The organism is Comamonas sp. lk (genome assembly GCF_900564145.1).
Classification (GTDB): domain Bacteria; phylum Pseudomonadota; class Gammaproteobacteria; order Burkholderiales; family Burkholderiaceae_C; genus Comamonas.
On the sequence record NZ_UOOB01000002.1, the window covers coordinates 697,866 to 719,130 of the forward strand.

Genomic DNA, 21,265 nt, shown 5'->3' on the forward strand with positions numbered 1-21,265 from the left:
TACGGTTAAGCTCGGGGCCTGTTCACCAGAACCCGAACCTGCCCCATGAGCCCAAGCCGCCGCCGTGCATCGCCCACCTTTACTCTACCCACGCTGACGGCCCTGGTCGCAGCGCTGGCATGGATGCAGACCCCTCTGCCTGCCCATGCGGCGGCAGATGGCAGCAGTCTCCAAGTCTCCGGCAGCCGCGCCCCCATCACCGAAGTCACCCTCTACCCCGGCGTGGCCGCCGTGCAGCGCGAGGCCCGAATCAACGCCGGCACGCGCCAGCTCCATTTTGAGTGCCTGCCCGCCAGCGTGGATACCCAAAGCCTGCAGATCAGCGCCGACAACGGCGTGCGCGTCGGTGACCTGAAGGTGCTGATGCAGGCCCGCACCGCAGCGCCCAAGGAGTGCAGCAGCCCGCTGGACGAGCAAATTCGCCGCCTTGAAGATCAACTGGCGGCGCTGGAGGCTGAAGAAAACGCCGCCAAGCTGGTGGGCGACTATCTGCAAGGCGTGACCAAGCCCGGCGACGCGGCGAAAGTGTCGGCAACCCAGATTGCCACCACCACACAGGCCCTGCGCCAGAACAGCCGCGACAACAGCCTGCGCGCCCACCAGATTCAGCGCCAGAAGCAGGACTTGCTGCAGCAGCTGCAACCTTTGAGCGCCGAGCGCGACCGCACGGGCTCGGCGCAGTCCCAGGTGATGACGGTCACGGTGCAACTGGCCAGCAACAGCGCGGCCAATGTGCGGCTGAACTATCAGGTGCGCGGCCCCAGCTGGCAACCCAGCTATCGCGCCCAACTCCATACCGCAAGCGGCGTGGTGCAGCTGGAACGCCAGGCCCAGGTGGTGCAAGGCAGCGGCGAAGACTGGAGCAATGTGCGCTTGCGTCTTGCTACCGGCCAGCCCACGCGCAGCACGCAAGGCGTACTGCCTCGGCCGTGGATTGTGGACCTGGCACAGCCGGCCATGCCTGCCCCGGCACCGGCCCCCATCGCCATGGAGCGCAGACCCATGATGGCCTCCAAGATGGTGGTGGACCTCAGCCCCGAGCTGCCCCAGCTTGACGTAACCAGCATCAACACCGCCTACAGCACGCAATTTGTCGTGCCCTACCCCATCACCGTGCCTTCCAGCAGCGAGCGCCTGAACCTCACGCTGGGCAAGGAAACCGTGACTGCCAGCTTGCTCACCCGCGCTGCGCCCGCCATGGAAGAAGCCGCCTATCTGATTGCCACGCTCCAGGCTCCGGCAGGCATCTGGCCTGCGGGCAGCGTCGCCTTGTTCCGCGACGAAGCTTTTGTGGGCAACGGTCGGCTCGATTTCGGCAATGCCCAGGCTCTGGCTCAGGGCCTGTCTTTTGGCCGCGATGACAAAGTCATCGTGCGCCGCCTGCCCCAGGAGGCCAACACTGGCAGCGGCGGCTTTCTGGCCAGCAAGAGCGAACGCAGCGTGGTGCGCAGCTACGCGGTGGAAAACCGCCACAACCAGGCCATTGCCCTGCAGCTGCTGGACGCGGCCCCCGTCTCGCGCAACGACAAGATCGGCGTGCAATCGCAGTACACGCCACCACCGGCCAACACCCGCTGGAACGGCCAGAACGGCATGATTGCCTGGGAGCTGCAGCTGCCCGCCAGCAGCAGCGCGCAGTTCAAGGCCGTGCACCAGATTCGCTTCCCAGAAGACATGCCGATCACAGGCCTGCAATGAAGCTGCCGCGTATCATGTCGGCCATGACGGAAGACCGCCCCCCACAACAAGAAAACACCTCGGCAGCCCCTGCTGCATTTACGCAACCAGCTATCAATAGCGAAGCAGCTCAAGCCAGAAAGCCAGCACCCGCAGGGGGCATGGCCAGGCCCACGGCGCGCTTTATGCTGCAGCACCCGGCTCACCTGATTGCGCTGGGTTTTGGCTCGGGCCTGTCCCGGCTGGCACCCGGCACCGTGGGCACGCTCTGGGCCTGGCTGGCCTATCTGATGCTCGCCCAGTGGCTCACCACCGCCCAGATCGGCTGGGTGATCGCAGCCAGCATTCCTGTGGGCTGGTGGGCCTGCACCGTGACGGCCCAGCATCTGCGCGTGGCCGACCCCGGCCATATCGTCTGGGACGAAGTCGTCGCCATGTGGATCATTTTGTGGCTCTGCATGCCCATGGGCTTTTGGGGGCAGTTGACGGCCTTTGGCGTGTTTCGCTTTTTTGATGCCGTCAAGCCGCAACCCGTCAAATGGGCCGACCGCCTCTTCAAAGGCTTTGGCCCGCGCGGCGGCTGGGGAATCATGTGGGACGATCTGGTCGCCGCCTTCTGCACGCTGCTGGTCATTGCCCTGTGGCGGCATTTTGTGAACTGAACCGCAAGCCAACACCCATCCTGGCTTCAGGCGGCGCTGGAGGCTAGAGCCTTTGCCTGCCGGCCCTGACCCAGATGGTGCAAGCATCCATTGAGAGGAGATAGCCATGCCTGCCGAGAGCGACAACATTGAAGAGCTGGTAAAGCAGCTGGCGGCCATGCTGATGGGAAAAGGCTGGATGCTGGCCACCGCCGAGAGCTGCACCGGCGGCATGATTGCCGCGGCCTGCACCGAGCTTGCAGGCTCCAGCCAATGGTTTGACCGCGGCTTTGTGACCTACTCCAACGAAGCCAAGACCGAGATGCTGGGCGTGCCCGCCGAGTTGATCGCGCAACACGGCGCCGTCAGCGAAGAAGTGGTACGTGCCATGGCCGAAGGGGCAATTCGCCACTCGCGCGCACAGGTCAGCATTGCGGTGACAGGAATTGCGGGGCCAAGCGGCGGCTCTGCGGAAAAGCCTGTTGGGACAGTTTGGGTGGGGTGGTGTGTGGAGGGTGTGATCCATAGCACCTTGCTAAATCTTACCGACAGCCGACACCACATAAGACAAGCCACGACCGCTTATGCGCTGCAGAGAATTCATCTGCAGTTGCTCCACACTCAGTAAACCAGCTCGACCGCTCCGCAGTCCATACGGCCTTCGACCTGGGCTTGGGCCACATCAATGCCAAGCAGGCCCAGCAGTTGATCCAGCACAGGATCTAGCAACGGTGCAAGTATCTTGCCGACGATGGTCGAGAGCAGCTTGAGCACTTCCGCCAGAATATTGTTCGCCAGCCCTGCCAGTCCGGTAGGTGAATTACGTCCAGTCGGCGGTTGAATGACCTGAAGCGCGTCGGAACTGAGCAAGCTCTGCAGGCTTGCGATGATTCCCATCATGCTGAAATTCTGGAACGCCTCTTTTGTGCTGTTTAAGGGTAGCAAGGTATCGGGAGCAGAAAGATTCAAAATCTTGCTGTTTTTCAATGCCGAAGCGGTATCAATCTTCAGCCCCACTCCGCCATAGTATCCAGCTTCACGAATCCCTAGAAGCCCCCCCAAAAGAATAGGCTGACGTCCAATATCAACGATCTTGAACGGCTGCAGATAGTTTGATGGATTCTTGCTATAGGCATTCGCCAGTGCTTCGTCAGCCGAATTGCCCATTCTGCCAAATCGAATTTTGGCAATGGATGTCTCGGCATGTACCTTCATCTGCTTTGTCGGAGAGCATTGCCCGCTTTCAACCCATGCCTGACCACCCACGCCCTCTATATGCAAGTCGAATCTCGTGGGAATTTCAGTCAGTTGAGGCGATACAGAGGTCAGGAATCCCACCAAACCAAGCAGAAAATTAACCAAGCCACTGAGACCATCCAGTACCTTGAGGTCCGCAGAAATCAACGCCTGAATCTGAGCTGTTTTGACAGCGATGGCGGCATTCTCGAAAGATGTCGCACTCATCGACGGCAGTGGAGCAATCACCGACGACTGCGGAGGTTCAATCACTTTCAGGCTGATCCTGACAACTCCACCCAGAACATCACTATTCACCACAACACCGCTCTTTTGCCCTGAAACCTGCGCCAACAGCTGAACAATATTCAATGCGTTGAGTTGCGCCATCAAAGCCGCATCCGAGGTGCCTGACTTGATATCCAGCAGGTCCCGCAGTTTGAGCTGAACCTTGGATATGTTGGCCGAAGCAATGGCGCCCAAGGCTGTTATCGCTGCGCTCACGGCCTGGGGGGTGTTGTTGCTATTGGTTTGCTTCTGAAGCGCAGAGAGCATGACCTCGATCACGTCCAGGGCCGAGATATTGGTGTCAAGAATTTTTTCGTAATCGATGACGGCGGCATTGACATCAATCAAACCCTTCTTCATCCCCAACTCTCTGAAAAAGTCCAGCAATGAGAGTTGGACATTCGCCAGCCCATTCCAGCCAACGGCAGAGACATTCAAGCTACCGCCCAAAAGACCGCCAATGATGGGGTTTAGGATGGCTGATTTCTTGTCATCAACCTCAATCAGCTTGCTTCTGACTCTGAGTTGTACCAACGGCCTGCTGCGGGCAGCAGTCGCCATTGCTTGCACATCACGACTATTGCTCGCCCCTGCTGAAAAGACAAAGAAATAAGGCACGTTGCGGGATGCGGTGACCCGGCTGGCGTTCATGGGCGTGGCACCGCTGACAAAGAAGCTCTTGGAGTCCATTGCTCCCGCAACAGGAGCCCAGTTACCGCACTCCACGAGCGGTGTACCAGCCATTCCATTCAAGGTCGCAATACGTTTTGCATTGACTTGGCAGTCACCTGCAGTTTCAGCCTGAGCCCCCGCCAATGCCGCCAAATCCGCAATCTTCTGCAACTCCCGCTTTTGCCAGAACACATTGCCTATATCAATGGTGGCCAGGCAAATGACGGCCACCATCAGCCAGAGCGCGCCCAGCATGGCGACCGAGCCGGACTGACGGCGTGTACGTGCGTCGCTTAGATCTGGGCTGTGTAGGCGCATGGGCGGCTCTTTGAAACTTAGCGACTGCCGCCAGAGCCCTGGATATTGGAGTTGCTATATGCCGGAATCTTGTGGGTAAAGCTTTCCAGATAGCGCTGATAGCTGCGCTGGGCAACATCGCTGGTCACCGGATGGATGTTGCGCGATGCCGCCTGCCCACCGGCCTGCAATGCCATCAGATAAGTGGTGGCATCTCCCACGCGATTCGTGGGCGGGGGGGCGGCCTGATTGATCTGACTGATCTGTGCCGACGCCTGGGACACAGGGCTTTGCGCCAGCGCTGCCGAGGCCGTTTTGGCCTCCACCGGTGGGACACTCTGGGCATATGCCACCGATGCCAGTTGCGGCACCGCCAGCAGACTGCTCAGCAACGCGACTGACGCCAGCCTGCTACCCAGATTTGCGCGAAATGTTGACTGCTTTTGCATGATGCTCTCCTTGCTTGGTTCCCGGTCATCTCAAGGCCAGGCCTTCTCTGCCAGGCGCTCGCGGGGTAATGCTGCAGCTTGTTGAATGTTTCGCTCCTGTGGCTCGTCGGGTGTTTCGAAAAACAGGCCACCCGCCACAGCACGCCGGGGCACGATGGCTTGAACGGATTGCGCCTGGCTTGCGGCCGCCGCCACCTGACGAACCCCAGATGAGGCAACCACCACGGAGGCAGCAGCAGGTTCATCAGCTGTTTTGAGGCTACGAATGCCTTGCCCGAGCGACTTGGCTTGGAGTGCGACCGGAGAGGCCGGAGCGGCAGTCAGCACCGGAGCTGCTCGCGAGCTGACGGCAGGAGCATCAGGCTTGTGCGCAGGCTGAACCAAGGTGGCAACGGACTTTGGCACGGCCACCTCTACAGTTGCCGATACGACGAGCACCGTCGGCGCGGCCGAGGACTGTACTGCCGCTTCGGCGGAATGCACCATGGGTGCTGCAATGGATGCAATCGCGGGCGAGAGGTCTGGTCTGGCAGCTGCCAGCGCAGACGAGGGAGCATAAGCAGCAACAGCCTGGACCTCAGAGCCAGGGCGGCCAGGCCTGGCGGAGTCAAAACGCGTATCGGACACCATCCATCGTGTCTCCTGGGCGGCGGGCACGGCGGGTGCGGCTTGAATACTCTGAGCCGGAGCAGGAATGGCGGGTGCCAAAGCAGCTGCGGACTGAACGGCCACGGCGGCCGCTTGTGCGGCCTGCTCCGCAATCACGGGCTTTGCGCTTTGCACAGCCATGGTGCTGGGTTTGGCTTCGACCGCCGGAGCACTAGCTTGGGGCTTGGGGGCCTTGGCGGACTCCTGCAGCCATTGGGTGGCTTGCTGCTTCACCGCCAGCTGGGTTTGCGCATCCAGCTTGCGCTGCTTCATCAAAAGCTCGGCCTCCTGGTTCTGGCCATTGATCATCAGAAACAGGCTGAGGTTGACGTTGGCTTGTGCATCCTCGGGATTGAGCTGCGCGGCCTGCATCAGCGGCATGCGTGCAGCACCAAGATCGCGTGCCTGCAGATAGGCATAGCCCAGATCGGTCAGCAGTTGCGGATCCACGGGATTGCTTAGGCGGGCCTGCTCCATTTGCTGGGCGGCACTGCGGAAATCACCTTTTTCCGCCGCCACGCGGCCCAATCCATAGCGAGCAGCGCCATCTCTGGCGGTGCCCAGCAGGCCCTGGTAGAGCGCCGTGCTGGCACTCAGTTGCCCCACGTTGCGCAATGCATCGGCTCGCAGCAGGCGCGACTCGGTTGTGACACCCCATTGCCTGTCCATGGCGTCCAGGTGCGCCAGAGAGGCAAACCACAAAGACTTGGCCTGCATCTGCTGCACCAGGGCCGCATAGGTTTCCTCGGTATTGATGACCGGGTCCTTGGCGGTAGGCATTTCCGCAGCGGCTTTGGCCGCAGGCGAAAGCATGGGCTCGGATTTACCCAGCCCCAGCCCGGCACACCCTGTCAGCAAGGTGGTGATGACCGCCACCGCAGGCAACACCAGAGTGCTATGGTTTTTTCTCATCGACTCATTCCTCCCAACGCACGGATCACGGCCAGAAAGCCTGGCCCCGCCGTCACAATGATCAAGGCCGGCAGCAGGGTCACCACCATGACGCCTGTCATCTTGACCGAGATCTTCCCAATCATTTCTTTCATGCGGGCCTTGCGCTGCTCGCGCAGACGCTCGCCAAAAACCTTGAGCGGCTCCTGCACGGCACCGCCGTGTCTATCGATCTGCAACAGCAAGGCCGTGAGATTGGCCAGATTCTCGTTCTGGTAAATCTCGCTCATCCGGATGAAAGAGCGCTCTCGGGTGCTGCCATGGCTGTATTGCTGATTGACCAAGTTCACCTCCTTGGAGAGCACAGGCATCACATTGCCAAAATCGGCAGCAATGACTTGCAGGGTCTGATCCAGACTCATGCCTGTACCTTGCAACAAGCCCAGCAAATCCACCAACAGTGGCAGCTCCCGGGCCACGCAGGCTTTTTTCCGTTTGGCCATGCTTCGCAACACCCATTTGGGCAGCAAAAAGCCCAGCACAAACGCCAGACACAGGCTCAGGAAAAAGTATTTTCCGTTCGACAACACAAAGGCAGCAACCACCGGCAACAGCAAAGCAGCTGCGCAGCGTGCTATCAAAAAATACAGCTGCCCGCGCGACGACCCCCAGCCGCTTTGACCCAGCAGCGCACGGTCTTCGTCGGCGACCAGTGCCTTGCCAAAAGAGCTATTGAGCCAGTGCAAAGGCAGCTTCTCGCCGCTGTCGCCGTATTGGATAGACGCTTCAAACCCGGCGTTGAGGGTAGAGGATGACGCAGCAGTACCCTGGCGATCCAATGCCGCCTGCACCACGCCGTTGATACGGTCCTTGCGCTGCTGAGCATGGGCAATCACACCGGCTGCGATGAGCAGGGCCAGCACCAGCAAGGCCAGGCTGAGCAGTACCAGCATACGAGAGGTTTCCATCGTCTAGCCTCCGTCTTCCAGCTTGGCCAAGCGGTACAGCAGCAGCACGCCAAAGACTTGCAGCGCGGCCGCAGCCCAGATGATGTTGCGACCGCTGACGTCTTCCCACATGCGCAGAAAGTAGCCGGCATTGAATGAAATGATGAGACCGCACACAACCAGCGGCAAAAGACTGAGCACCCAGGCCGACATGCGTGTTTCGGAGGTCATGGCAGACAGGTCTTGCTCGGCTTGTTCGCGGTCTCGCATGAAGTTGGCGACACGCTCCAGCAATACATCGACCCGGCCTCCGTAACGTACGCTGATACGCAAAATGGCGGCCAGCAAATGCAACTCGTCCAGGCGGGTCTGGCGGGCCACCAAGGCGACCGCCTGATCCAGCTCCATGCCCGCTCGCGCCAAGCTTGCGGCCTTTTCCATCACGACGCGCAGCGGCTCCTTGCTGGTCATGCACGCCATCTGAAAAGCCGCCTGAATGGAATTGCCCAAAGTCACCAGGCGCACCATGTTGTCCAGAAAGCCGGGAAGCTGCTGAGTCAGCCGCAAGCGGTACTTCTGCACGCGGGTCAGCAGGAGAAAGAAAAAGCCGATAGACAAGACCACCAGCATGGCCGCGCCGGCAAGCCAGCCGGCCTGGGCGCCAACCCACAAAAACACCACGGCAATCAGCGCCAGCGCAGCATAGAAAAAATACACGCTGACCGTGCCCAACAGCATGGCAGGCACCGGCAAACCTTTGCTTTTTTCCTTGGGCAAAGCCGGCTCGCCAGGCGTGGCGTCCGCAGGATCAAAAGCCTTGCCTGCAGCGGCCTGGGCGGTTTTGACCAGGCTTTGCTGCACATGCGCCACCATTTTCTGATGGCGCTGCCGCTGCCCGACATACACCCATAGCCCCACAGCGACGGCAGCGATCAGCAACGCCAGACTCAGCAGGATCAAGGCACGACTATCCATGGCGCACCCCATTGCCACCGGCATGTTGCAGCACCGCTCTGTAGCGGGCCAGCTTGGGCGTATGCGGCACCAGGCCCATGCTGGTCCAGCGCTCCAGATCCTCGCCATTGGCTTGCGGGATGGATTCGTGGCGATAGAGCTCCTGCGTCGCAATCACGTTATCCACAATGCCCGTCACTTCCGTGATGGAGGTGATGCGCCGCTTGCCATTGGGCAGACGGCTGATCTGCACAATGAAATCCAGCGCGTTCGATATCTGTCTGCGCAAGCTGGTTTCACTGCCCTGAAAGCCTGCAAACCCGGCCAGCATCTCCATGCGGTGCAGGCACTCCCGCGCCGAGCTGGCATGGATGGTAGCCATGGAGCCGTCGTGACCGGTGTTCATGGCCTGCAGCATCTCCAGCACCTCGGCACCGCGCACCTCGCCGACCACGATGCGGTCGGGCCGCATGCGCAAACTATTGCGCAGCAAATCACGGATCGAGACCACACCCGCGCCATCAAAGCCGCCGGGACGGCTTTCCATGCGTACCACATGTGGGTGAGGCAGTGTCAGCTCGGCCGTATCCTCAATCGTCACCACCCGCTCGTTTTCAGGAATGAAGCCGGCAATGGCATTGAGCATGGATGTCTTGCCGCAGCTGGTGCCGCCGCTGATCAGAATATTGCAACGCTCCCTGACAGCCAGCTCCAACAGCTTGGCCATGCCTTCATCCAGTGTGCCGAACTGCACCATGTCCTGCACTTTGAGTGGATCGTTGCGGAACTTGCGGATGGAGACCGCCGGGCCGTCCAGCGACAGCGGCTCAATCACCACATTGATACGCCCGCCATCCGGCAAGCGTGCATCCACCATGGGGGTGGACTCGTCCAGCCTGCGGCCCAGAGGCGAGATGATGCGCCGCACGATGCGCAGCACATGGGCGTTGTCGGTGAAATGCAGTGTCTCCTGCTTGAGCACGCCTTTGCGCGAGACAAAAACTCTTTCGTAGCCGTTGATCAAAATGTCTTCGACCTCGGGGTCGGCCATCAGATCATCCAGCGGCCCAAGACCTGATAGCTCCTTGATCAGCGCCTGGGCAATCCACTGCACTTCCTCATCGTTGACGGGAAAGCGCTGCTGACGCACAAACTGCTCCAGCTCCTGCTGCACAAACAGGCGCACCCGCCCCACCGACCATTTGGCAAAGATTGCACCCAGCTCCTCCACCCGCGTCAGCAGATGCTCATGTGCCACGTTCTTGATCAGCAGCAGCTGCTTGGAATCCGAGAACTTGCTGGCCTGCGCTGCAAACACAATGTCCATGTTCATGCACCTCTCCTCAGGCGTTTGGCCCACTGAGACAGAACGCCGCTGGAAGCTACCTCATCCTTGAGCGGGCTGCCCAGCAATCCCCGCGACATATTGCGAATGCTGGTCACAAACAGATCGCCGCGCATGGTTTCGCTCAACAGCTGTCCGCAGCTGACGGCATTGAGCAAGGCCGTGGCCCGGTCGGGCACCACATGCACCAGCTCCAGCCCTAGCCTCAGGGCCAGCTCTTTGGCAGGCAGGCCTGCCTGTGCATTGAAGCGGTTGATGACCAGCTTGAGCATGCTGCGATCCACGCCTTTGGATTCCAGCTCCTTGAGCATCTGCGCCGTGGAGACAATGCCGCCCATGGACTGATCGCAAACCACCCAGGCCTGAGACGCCTCTTGCAGCACAGGCACTACAAAGTCCACCTGCCCCAACCCTCCCAGATCCACGACCTGCGCCTTGAACAAGGGCTTGAGCGTCTGCATCACGCTGGTAGCCGACGCAGGACTGACTTCGCGCAGCTTGGAAAGATCCGCCGGCCAGGCCAGAGTCGTGGCACCGGATGCATGCTGGTCCAGTACAGAGTCCAGCAGCGTTGCATCGAGCCGGCGCAGGTTGTGCACGGCATCGGCAAAGCTGAAGCTGCCGCTGACCCCCAGATACAGCAGCCCATCGCGTGCCGGTAGGCCCAGATCCAGCAAGGCGGCGTGGTGCTCGTGCGACTGTGACGGCTGAGGCAGGCCGAATTTCCGTTGCGCCTTGGGATGGCTGGCTTGCTGTGCATCATGGGCTTCCATCTGCTGCAGCATTACTGTCAGATGGGTGGCCAACGTGGTCACGCCCATGCCGACCCGCGCCCCCAGCAAGGGCAAGATGAAGTGACTGTCGTCACTTTCCTTCACTGCGGCCAAGGCCGGCCTTGCCAGCAACTGGCGCTTGAGCGTGCTGCTGGCTTCTGCGGCACTGGCCTGCCAGTCCACGAACTCCACCACGCCGGAGCGCAGCGCAGCCAGCATGGAAGCCGGATCGGCGGGGGAGCCCGCCCCCAGCAATGCCACGCCGGGCCACTGTCTACGCACTTCGGCAACCACCATGGCAGCGGCCTCGGTGGTCGGCGCTGAAAAATCCACCACCACCGCGCCCTGACCGGATGCAACAAGCAAGGGCTGAAGCTGCGCAACATCCAGAGGGACGGGAACCACCTGTGCAGCATCGCCCAGAGCACTGGCAAGCCAGAAGGCGTGTGCCGATGACTGGGTGGCAAGCACGACGCGCAGGAGGCCGCTCTCCTGCCCCTGGGATGACGGCGTTTTCACATGCAACGGGTCCATACGCATATTCATGCCTTGCCCTTCAGCGCGAGAAACCTGGCGCAATACTTCGCGATGCGCCGCCAGCCAGCCACGGCCCCCAGACCATGGGGTCGCGCTGCTCGGTGCGCCCTGGCAGCAAAGGCTCTACATTCACGTCCCGCGCCAGCGGCTTGACCAGTCGCGGCGTGACCACAATGGCCAGCTCGCTCTCCTTCTGGCTGAATTCCTGGCGCTTGAACAACACGCCCAGAATGGGTATATCGCCCAGCAGCGGCACCTTATCGGCAGAGGAGATGGTGTTGCGACTGACCAGACCACCAATCACAAAACTCTCGCCATCTCCCAGCTCTACCGTGGTGTCGGCGCGGCGGGTGGTGATCGCAGGCACGGAGACGCCCTGTATGGCCACCGAGTTGTTGTAGTCCAGCTCGCTGGCTTCCGGGGCCACCTTGAGCACGATGCGCTCATTCGAGAGCACGGTGGGCGATACCGTCAGGCCAATGCCGTAGGGCTTGTATTGAATGGCCACCAGGCCCTGGCCTGCAGGCACGGGCACGGGCACTTCACCGCCCGAAAGAAAGTTGGCACTTTGCCCCGACATGGCCACCAGCGTCGGCGAAGCCATGACACGGGCCAGTCCGTTACCTTCCAGCATGCCCAGGTTCAGACCAATACCTGCCTTGTCAAACTGCATGAGCAGATTGAAGGCCTGACTCATGGGCGTTGCCAGCGCTCCGGTAATCGAGCTGCCTCCCCCAGTAAAAGTGCCTCGACCCAGAATACCGAAGCTGAAACCGTGGCTGTTGGCACCGGTGCTGAACAAATTCATGCCCACTTTTTTCATCAGGGACTTGTTGAACTCCACCACTTTCACATCCACCTGCACCACATTGCTTTTCAGCTGCACGCTGGACAGGTCCACCGTCTTGACCTTGTCTGCCACCTGGGCAGCAGCCAGCTCGCTGGCAAACTGCTGCTCCACCAGACTGGATGCCTTGCTGGTGCGCAGCTGAACGCGCTGCTGGACATTGAGCCAGTAACTGTGCGCCTGCGTCGCACCGCGCGGCCAGACCATGAGCGTGGTGGCGCCCGGCTTCAAGGGCGTGATCAAAATTCTTGCGGCAGCGCCTTTGCCGACGCGTTGGATATTCACGCTGGCCACGGCATCGTCACCAATGGCAACGCGTTCCACGCCAGCCGGAAAGCTCATTTCATGCTGAGCGCCCATGGTCAGAGGCAACTCGCTGACACCTGCAGGCCTCGTCGCGCCCGCTGCGCCGGCGTGGGTGCCACTCTGCGCATCCTGCGCCGACACACCGCTTGCCAGCAGCAGCGGCAAACTCAGCACCAGCGCGAATTTCTGAGCAAGAACAAGGCTCAGAGGCTTATTGAACATCCGGTTAGTGCTATTTTTTTTCATATTAATAATGCACTGTTTGTGTGGTGGCGCCGCGAACATACTCAACGGCCAGCGAAGACTCAGCAGAGGCGGAACGTACACGTGGAGCGACCGCCTTGACCGGCGCAGCGACCACGGCTCGTACGGCAGGGCGCATAGAAGCTGCAACGCCGCCGCCAGACAGTGAACTCATGGCAACACCCGCCTGAGCCGCATCCACCCCCTCCAGCTTGCCCGCGACCGCAGCACCTTTGGGCAGAGACACCGCCAGCACCCCCGGCATGGGCGCAAAGCGCTCCAGATCGGGCTCGCTCAGATCGGCAGGATTGCGCAGCGCCAATAGCAGACTGCCGCTGGAGCTGCCCAAAGCCAGGCGACTGACCTCATCGACCGGCACGGACAACACGGCAGTGCGTGCGTTTTCCGGGCTGTTCGGACTTTGCCTGCCCTCGGTCTTTTCCGTGCTGCTGCTCAAAGCATCCACCGACGCCGCACCATAGGCCAGCACCCGCTTGCGCGAGAGCAGCAATCGCGCCTGGCTCTGGTCAATCTCATTGCCATCGCGGCGCAGCACAAAGAACACATCGACAAAGTCACCGGGGCGAATGCGGTTGCCGGCACCAATGCTTTCATCCACCTTGACGGCTACGGCACGCTCACCATCCGGCACCTTGAGTGCCAAGCCCGTCACCATCTGTCCCGCCAAGACAGGAGCTCCTTTGGGTACATCCACTGCGGGAACTGCGCCAACAGCGGCCTGCACAGAGTCATATGCACCGTCTGGCCTGGAGGGCAGAGCCGCCAGCTGCAAGTCCTCTGCCTTGAGCGCCTGGCCTGCGGCCACGGTCTGTGCCGCAACCACCACCTCCAGCTCCGCGGCGGGTCTGGGGCTGGCATGGACCTCCGAGCTCGGTGGATCGGCAGTGTTGGACGAGCCTGCCAGCATCCAACCGTAAATGCCCAAGGTCAGCGCAAGCGCCAACAACACACCGACTGCAATTTTGGCCAGGTTCACCATAGCTCCCCCCTTTTTATGCCCTGCATCATTGGCAAGGCTTTCTCCGAACTCAATCCACCAGACTGATTTGCGCCACCGCCTGACCTTGCAAGGCTTTTGGAGTTGGCAGACTCAGCAAAGGCCCCAGCAATTTAGGAATCAAAGGGGCTTGGTCGTAGTCATAGGTAACCAGTACCTTGATGCATGTAACCCCTGAAAGCGCCGAACATTGAGCCGTGACTGTGCTTATCTCCGTCTTGGTAATACCTGTTGCACAGACTCCCGATGCAGGCGTTGCCTGCCCTGTACCAGTTTTTCTCATCCACGCCAGAACCTGATTGGACATATCGCAGGCTGCGGCAATACGCGCCACTTTTCTTGCGTCTTGATCTTTTCCGGCCTGATAACGCACTGCCGCACGTGCACCTTCGGCCGCAGCCAAAGTAACGGTTTGCTGTGCAGCAAAAATCAGACCATAAGTAACAATGGCATAGAAAATTAAAAAAAAGATCGGAAAGAGAACAGCAAATTCAATAGCCGCAGCGCCTTGCTCACGTTTTCTTATTTGCATAACCCCTCCTTTCCTAATTTCTCATTTATATAACATCAACACAATAATTGTGGCTAATGATAAATAAGTTACATAAGGAATAAATCTTTTATTTTTAAATTTTGTCTCAGAATTTATCGGAATCCATTTCACAAAAAAATATCTTAAATTACTCCGCACAAATAAACCATGCGCTACTGCAAATGCACAACTCAGAGCCCAGACAGGTAACAACAACTTCCAACCAATCCAAAAACCAAGCGCCGCTGCAAACTTCACATCACCGGCCCCTAACATTCCAAGCGCGTAAAATATCAGCAATACAATAAATGCTAAAAATCCACCAAAAACACTGTCCTTAATATCAATATTAACTAGATGAAGCTCAGGAATTAGGGTGACATATATTATTGCCAACCCTAACCCTGAAAATACAATCCAATTAAAGCACTTGCGATATCTAGCATCACAAACTGCTGAAATGCATAACCAGCCCAAAAAAATTAGTGACATTTACTGCTTATTTAGCAGTAGCCGCAGTTCCTAGTTTTGTTTTAATATCATCAAAAAGAGTAATTATCGCCTCGCGAACTCCCTGCAATGAGATAAGAATCCCGACAGCAATAACACCCGCAATCAGCCCATACTCAATAGCAGTTGCACCTTCTTCATCACGCAGAAATTGAACGATCTGGTCTTTCATGATTTGCTCCTTCATCTACAGGTTGAGAACTACGGAGACTCTTTGAACCACCGTGGAATAAATCTTAGAGAACATGGATACAAATAGAAATATTTGAAATATCTATCGACACTTACAGAGAAGTAGTCGACAACTAAGTTTAGACAAGATGAAAAATAAATTTCTTTAAAAAATCATTAAAAAACAAATACTTAGAAATCAAAGCGTCGGAAAATTTACAGCCATCGCACCTGTCTCACGCCGTCTTTCTTATCTCCTGTACAAAACAATCATTTGTTTCTTACATTCCCAAGAAATTTCTCCTACAGAGCGAATAAGCAAAAACCCTTGTTTATTGCAGCAATGTCGTATCAAAACGAAAAAGGCCTGCTGTTAGCAGGCCTTTTCGATGGGCGGCAAAGCCTTATTGCAGGGCTTTGATGAGTTTGTGCGCAATCAGCTTGAGCGACTCCGGCAGTGACCGGTAAGCCTCCAGCAGCAGTAGCTCGTCGGCAGGCAGGCTCTGCTTCTCGGCACCCAGCCCGGCCGTCAGCTCCAGCGCCGTGGTCTGCAGAGCAAAGACGAGACGGTTCAAGGTCTCGCTTTTGAGGGTACGAATGGCGCCGGACTCGATCTGGGACACGGCCGAAGCCGTGATGCCCGCAGCCTCGGCCAGCCGCCCTTGCGACATGCCCAACTCGCCACGGCGGGCACGGATGCGCTCACCAATATGCGTCATGCCCGATGCTCCCAGGTTTCAATCAAGCCGTCTGCGGATCGCTAGATCAGGCGCCGTGGCACTTCTTGAACTTCTTGCCGCTGCCGCAAGGGCAGGCATCGTTGCGACCGGGCTGTTCACCCTTGACGATGGTTTCCTGGCGGGGGCCCATGCTCTTCCACAGCTGGTGCAGGTCATACACGGCCCAGATGGCCTCGCCAAAAGCGTCCACACGTTCCTGACTGGTGGAGGCTGGGCCTGCTTCGTCGTACAAGTTCAGTGCCGGCGTGTCGGTGTCGTCTTCGGTCAGGTTGACGATGAATTCCATGGCGGCGTCCAGCCACTGGGCGGCTTCCTTGTCACGGGGTGCAGCCCAATCATCGGCCCAGTTCTCCACCACGAACATAAAGCCCAGAGCCCAGACTTGGGAGAAGGAAGGCACTTCCTCGTCAGCCAGTTCGGCTTGCTCGGCCTCGGGCAGCATCAGGATGGCACCACGGGTGTCCAGCGCTTCGGGCTGGAAGGCCATGTCATCGGCCAGGGACTTGACTTCGGTGCCCAGTTGCTCACGCACTTCGGCCATGCGCAGCTCGAACAGCTCCATGAAGCGCGCTTGCTGAGCCTCGTCCTTGAACACGTCCAGCTTGGGCAGCGGCTGGCCTTGCGCCACGTCCAGTGCTTCGCCATCGCCCAGCAGCATGGGCAGGTATTCGGCAGCTTCGATGGGGCGGCGTGTGCAGACCAGCGCGGTCAGAAAACCGTCGCAGAACTCCCACTGAGGGACTTCGTCGCCGCGTGTGCGCAGCTCGTCGAGCAGCGCATCCAGTTCTTCGAGCTGCTCGTTGCTCAGTGCGCCCTGAGGCATGTCGGAGGTGGCTGCATCTGCAGCGGCGGGGGTTGTTGCTTGTTCTTGCATTGGGAAAGGCTTCTATGATGGCCCGGACTGTTTTCATCACTATCGAAGTGCAGGGCCGGGCGATGGGCGATAGACCATGGGGCTCAAGCATCCAGGCTGGATGCGCCCGTTCAGGGCCGAATTTTAGCGGGCCATCATCAACATACCCTGCCATGGGAGTATCTGCAGTGCATCGCTTCTTCAATAGTCTGCCCCTGCGCTACAGCGCGCTGATCATTTCTGCGCTGGTGTTGTGCCTGTCGTTTTACACGCTGCTGACCCAGCAAAAAGGCCTGGGCTGGCTGCTGGTCTCGACCCTGCTGGTCTTGCTGGGTCTCTGGGATTTACTGCAGACCCGGCATGCCATCTTGCGCAACTACCCCGTCATGGGGCACTTTCGCTTTATCTTCGAGTTCATCCGCCCCGAGATCCGCCAGTACTTCATCGAAGGCGATACCGAAGCCCAGCCTTTTTCCCGCGCCCAGCGCTCGCTGGTCTACCAGCGCGCCAAGGGCCAGGTTGACAACCGACCGTTCGGCACCCAGCTCGATGTAGGCCAGCAAGGCTATGAATGGGTCAACCATTCCATGCAGCCCACCAAGCTACCCTCGCATGACTTTCGCCTCTGGATCGGGGCCTCGCCAGATACGATCTCTCCCTCCGACGAAAGCTGTACCCAGCCTTATCACGCCAGCGTTTTCAATATCTCGGCCATGAGCTTTGGCGCGCTGTCGGCCCATGCGATTCAGGCGCTTAACCAGGGCGCCAAAATGGGCGGTTTCATTCACGACACGGGCGAAGGCTCCATCTCCCAGTACCACCGCGTACATGGCGGCGATCTGATCTGGGAAGTGGCCTCGGGCTACTTTGGCTGCCGCAACGCGGACGGCAGCTTCAGCGAAGAAAAATTCGTGGTCAACGCCACCGACCCGCAGGTCAAGATGATTGAGGTCAAGCTCAGCCAGGGCGCCAAGCCCGGCCACGGCGGCATGCTGCCCGGCGCCAAGGTCACTCCTGAAATCGCAGCAGCTCGCGGTATCCCCGTGGGGGTTGACTGCATTTCACCTTCCAGCCACAGCGCGTTTTCTACACCGGTGGAGCTGATGCAGTTCATCGCCAGACTGCGTCGCCTCTCGGGCGGCAAGCCCACGGGCTTCAAGTTCTGCGTGGGCCACCCCTGGGAGTGGTTTGCCATGGTCAAAGCCATGCTGGAGACCGGCATCACCCCGGATTTCATCGTGGTCGACGGCGCAGAAGGCGGCACCGGCGCCGCCCCGGTGGAGTTTGTCGACCATGTGGGCGTGCCGCTGCAGGAGGGCTTGCTGCTGGTACACAACACGCTGATCGGCGCCAATTTGCGGGACCGCATCAAGATTGGCGCGGCGGGCAAGGTCATCACCGCCTTCGATATCGCCCGCATGATGGCCCTGGGCGCGGACTGGTGCAATTCAGGGCGCGGCTTCATGATGGCCTTGGGTTGCATACAGGCCCAAACCTGCCATACCGGCACCTGCCCCACGGGCGTGACCACCCAGGACCCGGTGCGCCAGAAGGCCCTGGTCGTGCCGGACAAGGCCACACGCGTGGCCAATTTTCACAAGAACACCTTGCATGCGCTGATGGAGCTGGTGCAGGCCGCCGGCCTCAAGCATCCCAACGAGATCACGGCCCACCACATCGTGCGCAGGCTGGACGATACCCAGGTCAGCCTCTTGTCCAACCTGATTTTGCGGGTAGAGCCCGGTGCTTTGCTGCATTCGCTGGACAAGCAGCACAAGGTGTTTCAGAACTACTGGCCGCTGGCCTCGGCCCAGAGTTTCCAGGCGCTGCGCGAACCCATGCTGCGCCCTTCTGCGCCGGGGGCCTCGGGCGCGGCACAATCGCAGGCTTTGCCGTCGCGCAACAGTATCTGGACTTGATGCTCCAAGGTGTTGCCCCTGTTCCCTACTTCGATAGCGCTCTCCCGTGTCCGACACCAAGAATTCTGATCATTTTTCGCCTCAAGCCAATACAGCACTTGCGGATAAAGCTATCAATTACGAAGTATTCCTGAAAGAACATGAGCAGCAAGCGCACAACATCATGCGTTACGAGCTGCCGCATGAAACGCTGTGGGTCAAACGCGCAGCCCAGGGCAACCCGGCCCTGAACTACCAGCTGCTGCGCTGGCTGGCCCGTTTGTTCAGCGCCCCCGTGCTGCAACCCGTGCCCAACCCCGGCGGAGCGCAATCCCTTGCCACCGAGGTGCGCCGCCTGCGCAGTTTTGAGGCTCTGGGATTGCGTGTGCCCCAGGTGCTGGCCGTCTCGCAAACGGCGTTTGTCATGCGCCATCTGGGTCGCCCGGGCGAAGACTCCCCCTCGCTGACCAATGCCATAGAAAGCGCCATCCCAGAGGGTGCGCAGGCCGTTCTCGCCCTCTGGCAGCGGGGCCTGGATGCCCTGGCCCAGGTGCACGCCAAAGGCGAAGTGCTGAGCCAGGCCGTGGCCCGCAACATGGTGTGCTGCGCCGATGGCGTGATCGGCTTTATCGACTTTGAAGACGACCCGGCCGCCCATCTGCCCCGGGCCGTATGCCTGGCGCGTGATGCGCTCAACTACGCCCAGTCCACCGCCCTGTTTGTGCTGCAAAGCGGGGGCATGGCCCAGGCTCAGACGCAATGGGCGGCCTTTGTGAAAGCGATGCCCGCAGATGCCCAGGAGGTCCTGGCAGTGACCGTGCACAAACTGGCCTGGGTGCGTTTTTTGCCGCTGAGTCGCCGCCTGGGCCGCGACGCGCTGCGCGTGCGCGCGGCTTATGACTTGCTGGCGGCAGCGCCCCAGCACTGAAGCGGCATTTCAGCGATTTTCTGCGGCTGGCCGCCGGTGGGGCGCTTTGGCGGCGCTAGATACCGGCTTGCTCAAACATGCGCCGTAAGACCTGCATGGGCAAGAATTTCACTCGTCGTCTTTTCAGCTCACGCCTGAACAGGCGCTCCCTCTCAATGAAATTGATTTTTGGTTTCATCTCTATCCGGGTGAATGGGCAAACCTCCACAATCTATCAGCGAAAGCCGCGCTTTCTGTAACACCCTGTCAGACCTGTTGGGCTATAAGTTGCGCTCATCACACAGTTCTAGGTATTGAAGAGGCGCTGGCAGGTGTTCTTGCTGGTGACAATCGCTCACAGCACATCTGCAAAATTCATAGCTGATTGCGCAGTTTCATTAATGACTTCAATCCAAAATCCATAAAAAAACCGCCCCGACTTTGCCGTCGGGGCGGTTGGCTGTATCAGCAGGTCAGAGGTGTGACATCCGCCTCTGTATGCAGCGATCAGGCATGCTGCTGCACTACGGGCTCAGGCAGCGCCTTGCCCTCCAAGGCGGCATCCAGTTGCTGGTAATCCAGAGCATTTTCCCAGCGGGAGACGACCACGGTGGCCACGGCATTGCCGATGAAGTTGGTCAGCGAACGGCATTCGGACATGAAGCGGTCCACACCCAGAATCAGGGCCATGCCAGCTACGGGCACTTCGGGCACCACGGCCAGGGTGGCGGCCAGGGTGATGAAGCCGGCGCCGGTCACACCGGCCGCGCCCTTGGACGACAGCATGGCCACCAGCAGCAACGCGACCTGATGACCCAGCGTCAGATGGGTGTCGGTGGCCTGGGCAATGAACAGGGCCGCCAGCGTCATGTAGATATTCGTGCCGTCCAGATTGAACGAATAGCCCGTGGGCACGACCAGACCCACCACAGACTTGCTGCAGCCGGCTTTTTCCATTTTCTGCATCAACGAAGGCAGAGCCGATTCCGAAGAGGAAGTGCCCAGCACCAGCAGCAGCTCATCCTTGAGGTAGCGAATCAGCTTGAGCACGGAGAAGCCGCACAGGCGAGCCACGGTGCCCAGAATCACCAGCACGAACACGGCCGAGGTGATGTAGAAGGTCAGCACCAGCTCGGCCAGATTGAGCAGCGAGCCCAGGCCAAACTTGCCGATGGTGAAGGCCATGGCACCGAAAGCGCCGATGGGAGCGAACTTCATCACGATGTTCACCAGCTTGAACACCGGCTTGGTCAGCGCTTCGAAGAAGTTCAGCACGGGCTTGCCCGCCTCGCCCACCATGGCCAGCGAGATGCCGAACAGCACGGCCACCATCAGCACCTGCAGGATGTTGTCGCCCACAAACGGGCTGATCAGTGTCTTGGGGATGATGTCCATCACAAAGCCGGTCAGCGTCATGTCGTGCGACTTGGCCACGTAGGAGTTGACTTCCTTCTGGTCCAGATCGGCCACGTTGATGTGCATGCCCGAGCCAGGCTGCATCACATTGGCCACGATCAGGCCCACGATCAGCGCCAGCGTGGAGAAGGTCAGGAAGTACGCCATGGCCTTGCCAAACACGCGTCCCACGGTGCTCAGATGCGTCATATTGGCAATGCCGGTGACGATGGTCAAAAAGATCACCGGCGCGATGATCATCTTGATCAGCTTGATGAAGGCATCGCCAAAAGGCTTCATGGCCGCGCCATAGGCCGGCTCGAAGTGCCCCAGCAGCACGCCCAGGATGATGGCGAACACCACCTGGAAGTACAGCTGGCGGTAAAAAGGCAAGCGCTCGGGCTGAGCGACTTCGGTAGGTATGGCTTGCATGCTGTGCCTGCGAAAAGCAAATGGGAATGCACCATGTGGGTGCGCCGTGGTGTCCGGT

The 21,265-nt window shown here is 59.5% G+C and carries 20 protein-coding genes; 5 read left to right on the forward strand and 15 right to left on the reverse strand.

Annotated features, from left to right (window positions below):
• Positions 1-45: 45 nt before the first annotated feature.
• The 3 genes from EAO39_RS22015 to EAO39_RS22025 all read left to right on the forward strand — a co-directional run bounded on the left by EAO39_RS22015 (position 46) and on the right by EAO39_RS22025 (position 2,946).
• Positions 46-1,698, forward strand: a complete 1,653-nt coding sequence (locus EAO39_RS22015; RefSeq protein ID WP_120971791.1) for a DUF4139 domain-containing protein — start codon at positions 46-48, stop codon at positions 1,696-1,698.
• Between the two features lie 140 nt (positions 1,699-1,838).
• A complete protein-coding gene (locus EAO39_RS22020) occupies positions 1,839-2,339 on the forward strand; it encodes a phosphatidylglycerophosphatase A (protein WP_240467177.1) in 501 nt (166 codons plus the stop codon).
• Positions 2,340-2,445: 106 nt separating this feature from the next.
• The gene (locus tag EAO39_RS22025) at positions 2,446-2,946 is read left to right on the forward strand and encodes a CinA family protein (RefSeq protein ID WP_120971792.1); all 501 of its coding nucleotides are present in this window, start codon (positions 2,446-2,448) and stop codon (positions 2,944-2,946) included.
• On the opposite strand, the gene EAO39_RS22030 is transcribed toward EAO39_RS22025, so the two are convergent.
• From EAO39_RS22030 to EAO39_RS22095, 14 genes are all read right to left on the reverse strand, one after another.
• Positions 2,940-4,832: a TadG family pilus assembly protein gene (locus EAO39_RS22030; protein ID WP_120971793.1), complete on the reverse strand. Its 1,893-nt coding sequence runs from the start codon at positions 4,830-4,832 to the stop codon at positions 2,940-2,942. The two genes, EAO39_RS22025 and EAO39_RS22030, sit on opposite strands and share 7 nt — an antisense overlap.
• A gap of 17 nt (positions 4,833-4,849) precedes the next feature.
• The gene (locus tag EAO39_RS22035; protein ID WP_120971794.1) at positions 4,850-5,260 is read right to left on the reverse strand and encodes a DUF3613 domain-containing protein; all 411 of its coding nucleotides are present in this window, start codon (positions 5,258-5,260) and stop codon (positions 4,850-4,852) included.
• Between the two features lie 30 nt (positions 5,261-5,290).
• Positions 5,291-6,820: a hypothetical protein gene (locus EAO39_RS22040; protein WP_120971795.1), complete on the reverse strand. Its 1,530-nt coding sequence runs from the start codon at positions 6,818-6,820 to the stop codon at positions 5,291-5,293.
• Entirely contained in the window at positions 6,817-7,767 is a 951-nt protein-coding gene (locus tag EAO39_RS22045) for a type II secretion system F family protein (RefSeq protein ID WP_120971796.1), read from the reverse strand. The genes EAO39_RS22040 and EAO39_RS22045 overlap by 4 nt, the downstream gene beginning before the upstream one ends.
• Before the next feature lie 3 nt (positions 7,768-7,770).
• Positions 7,771-8,721, reverse strand: coding sequence for a type II secretion system F family protein (locus tag EAO39_RS22050; RefSeq protein ID WP_120971797.1), 951 nt, complete (start codon positions 8,719-8,721; stop codon positions 7,771-7,773).
• Positions 8,714-10,033, reverse strand: coding sequence for a CpaF family protein (locus tag EAO39_RS22055; RefSeq protein WP_120971798.1), 1,320 nt, complete (start codon positions 10,031-10,033; stop codon positions 8,714-8,716). Before EAO39_RS22055 ends, EAO39_RS22050 begins: the two co-directional genes overlap by 8 nt.
• A complete protein-coding gene (locus tag EAO39_RS22060) occupies positions 10,030-11,364 on the reverse strand; it encodes a histidine kinase (protein ID WP_240467165.1) in 1,335 nt (444 codons plus the stop codon). The genes EAO39_RS22055 and EAO39_RS22060 overlap by 4 nt, the downstream gene beginning before the upstream one ends.
• 10 nt (positions 11,365-11,374) lie before the next feature.
• Positions 11,375-12,730 (reverse strand): pilus assembly protein N-terminal domain-containing protein, encoded by a 1,356-nt coding sequence (locus EAO39_RS22065; RefSeq protein ID WP_120971799.1) that lies wholly within the window; start codon positions 12,728-12,730, stop codon positions 11,375-11,377.
• Between the two features lie 25 nt (positions 12,731-12,755).
• Positions 12,756-13,751, reverse strand: coding sequence for a Flp pilus assembly protein CpaB (gene cpaB / locus EAO39_RS22070; protein WP_120971800.1), 996 nt, complete (start codon positions 13,749-13,751; stop codon positions 12,756-12,758).
• Positions 13,752-13,800: 49 nt separating this feature from the next.
• Entirely contained in the window at positions 13,801-14,301 is a 501-nt protein-coding gene (locus EAO39_RS22075; protein WP_120971801.1) for a TadE/TadG family type IV pilus assembly protein, read from the reverse strand.
• 21 nt (positions 14,302-14,322) lie between these two features.
• Entirely contained in the window at positions 14,323-14,793 is a 471-nt protein-coding gene (locus EAO39_RS22080; protein ID WP_120971802.1) for an A24 family peptidase, read from the reverse strand.
• A gap of 7 nt (positions 14,794-14,800) precedes the next feature.
• The gene (locus EAO39_RS22085) at positions 14,801-14,983 is read right to left on the reverse strand and encodes a Flp family type IVb pilin (protein WP_120971941.1); all 183 of its coding nucleotides are present in this window, start codon (positions 14,981-14,983) and stop codon (positions 14,801-14,803) included.
• Between the two features lie 403 nt (positions 14,984-15,386).
• Complete coding sequence (locus EAO39_RS22090; RefSeq protein ID WP_120971803.1) at positions 15,387-15,701, reverse strand: helix-turn-helix domain-containing protein; 315 nt, start codon at positions 15,699-15,701, stop codon at positions 15,387-15,389.
• A gap of 46 nt (positions 15,702-15,747) precedes the next feature.
• Entirely contained in the window at positions 15,748-16,545 is a 798-nt protein-coding gene (locus EAO39_RS22095; protein WP_120971942.1) for a YecA family protein, read from the reverse strand.
• Between the two features lie 203 nt (positions 16,546-16,748).
• On the opposite strand from EAO39_RS22095, the gene EAO39_RS22100 reads away from it, so the two are divergent.
• Entirely contained in the window at positions 16,749-18,494 is a 1,746-nt protein-coding gene (locus EAO39_RS22100; protein WP_120971804.1) for an FMN-binding glutamate synthase family protein, read from the forward strand.
• 163 nt (positions 18,495-18,657) lie between these two features.
• Complete coding sequence (locus tag EAO39_RS22105; protein WP_120971943.1) at positions 18,658-19,401, forward strand: RIO1 family regulatory kinase/ATPase; 744 nt, start codon at positions 18,658-18,660, stop codon at positions 19,399-19,401.
• 486 nt (positions 19,402-19,887) lie between these two features.
• On the opposite strand, the gene EAO39_RS22110 is transcribed toward EAO39_RS22105, so the two are convergent.
• Complete coding sequence (locus EAO39_RS22110) at positions 19,888-21,207, reverse strand: dicarboxylate/amino acid:cation symporter (RefSeq protein WP_120971805.1); 1,320 nt, start codon at positions 21,205-21,207, stop codon at positions 19,888-19,890.
• Positions 21,208-21,265 lie beyond the last annotated feature (58 nt).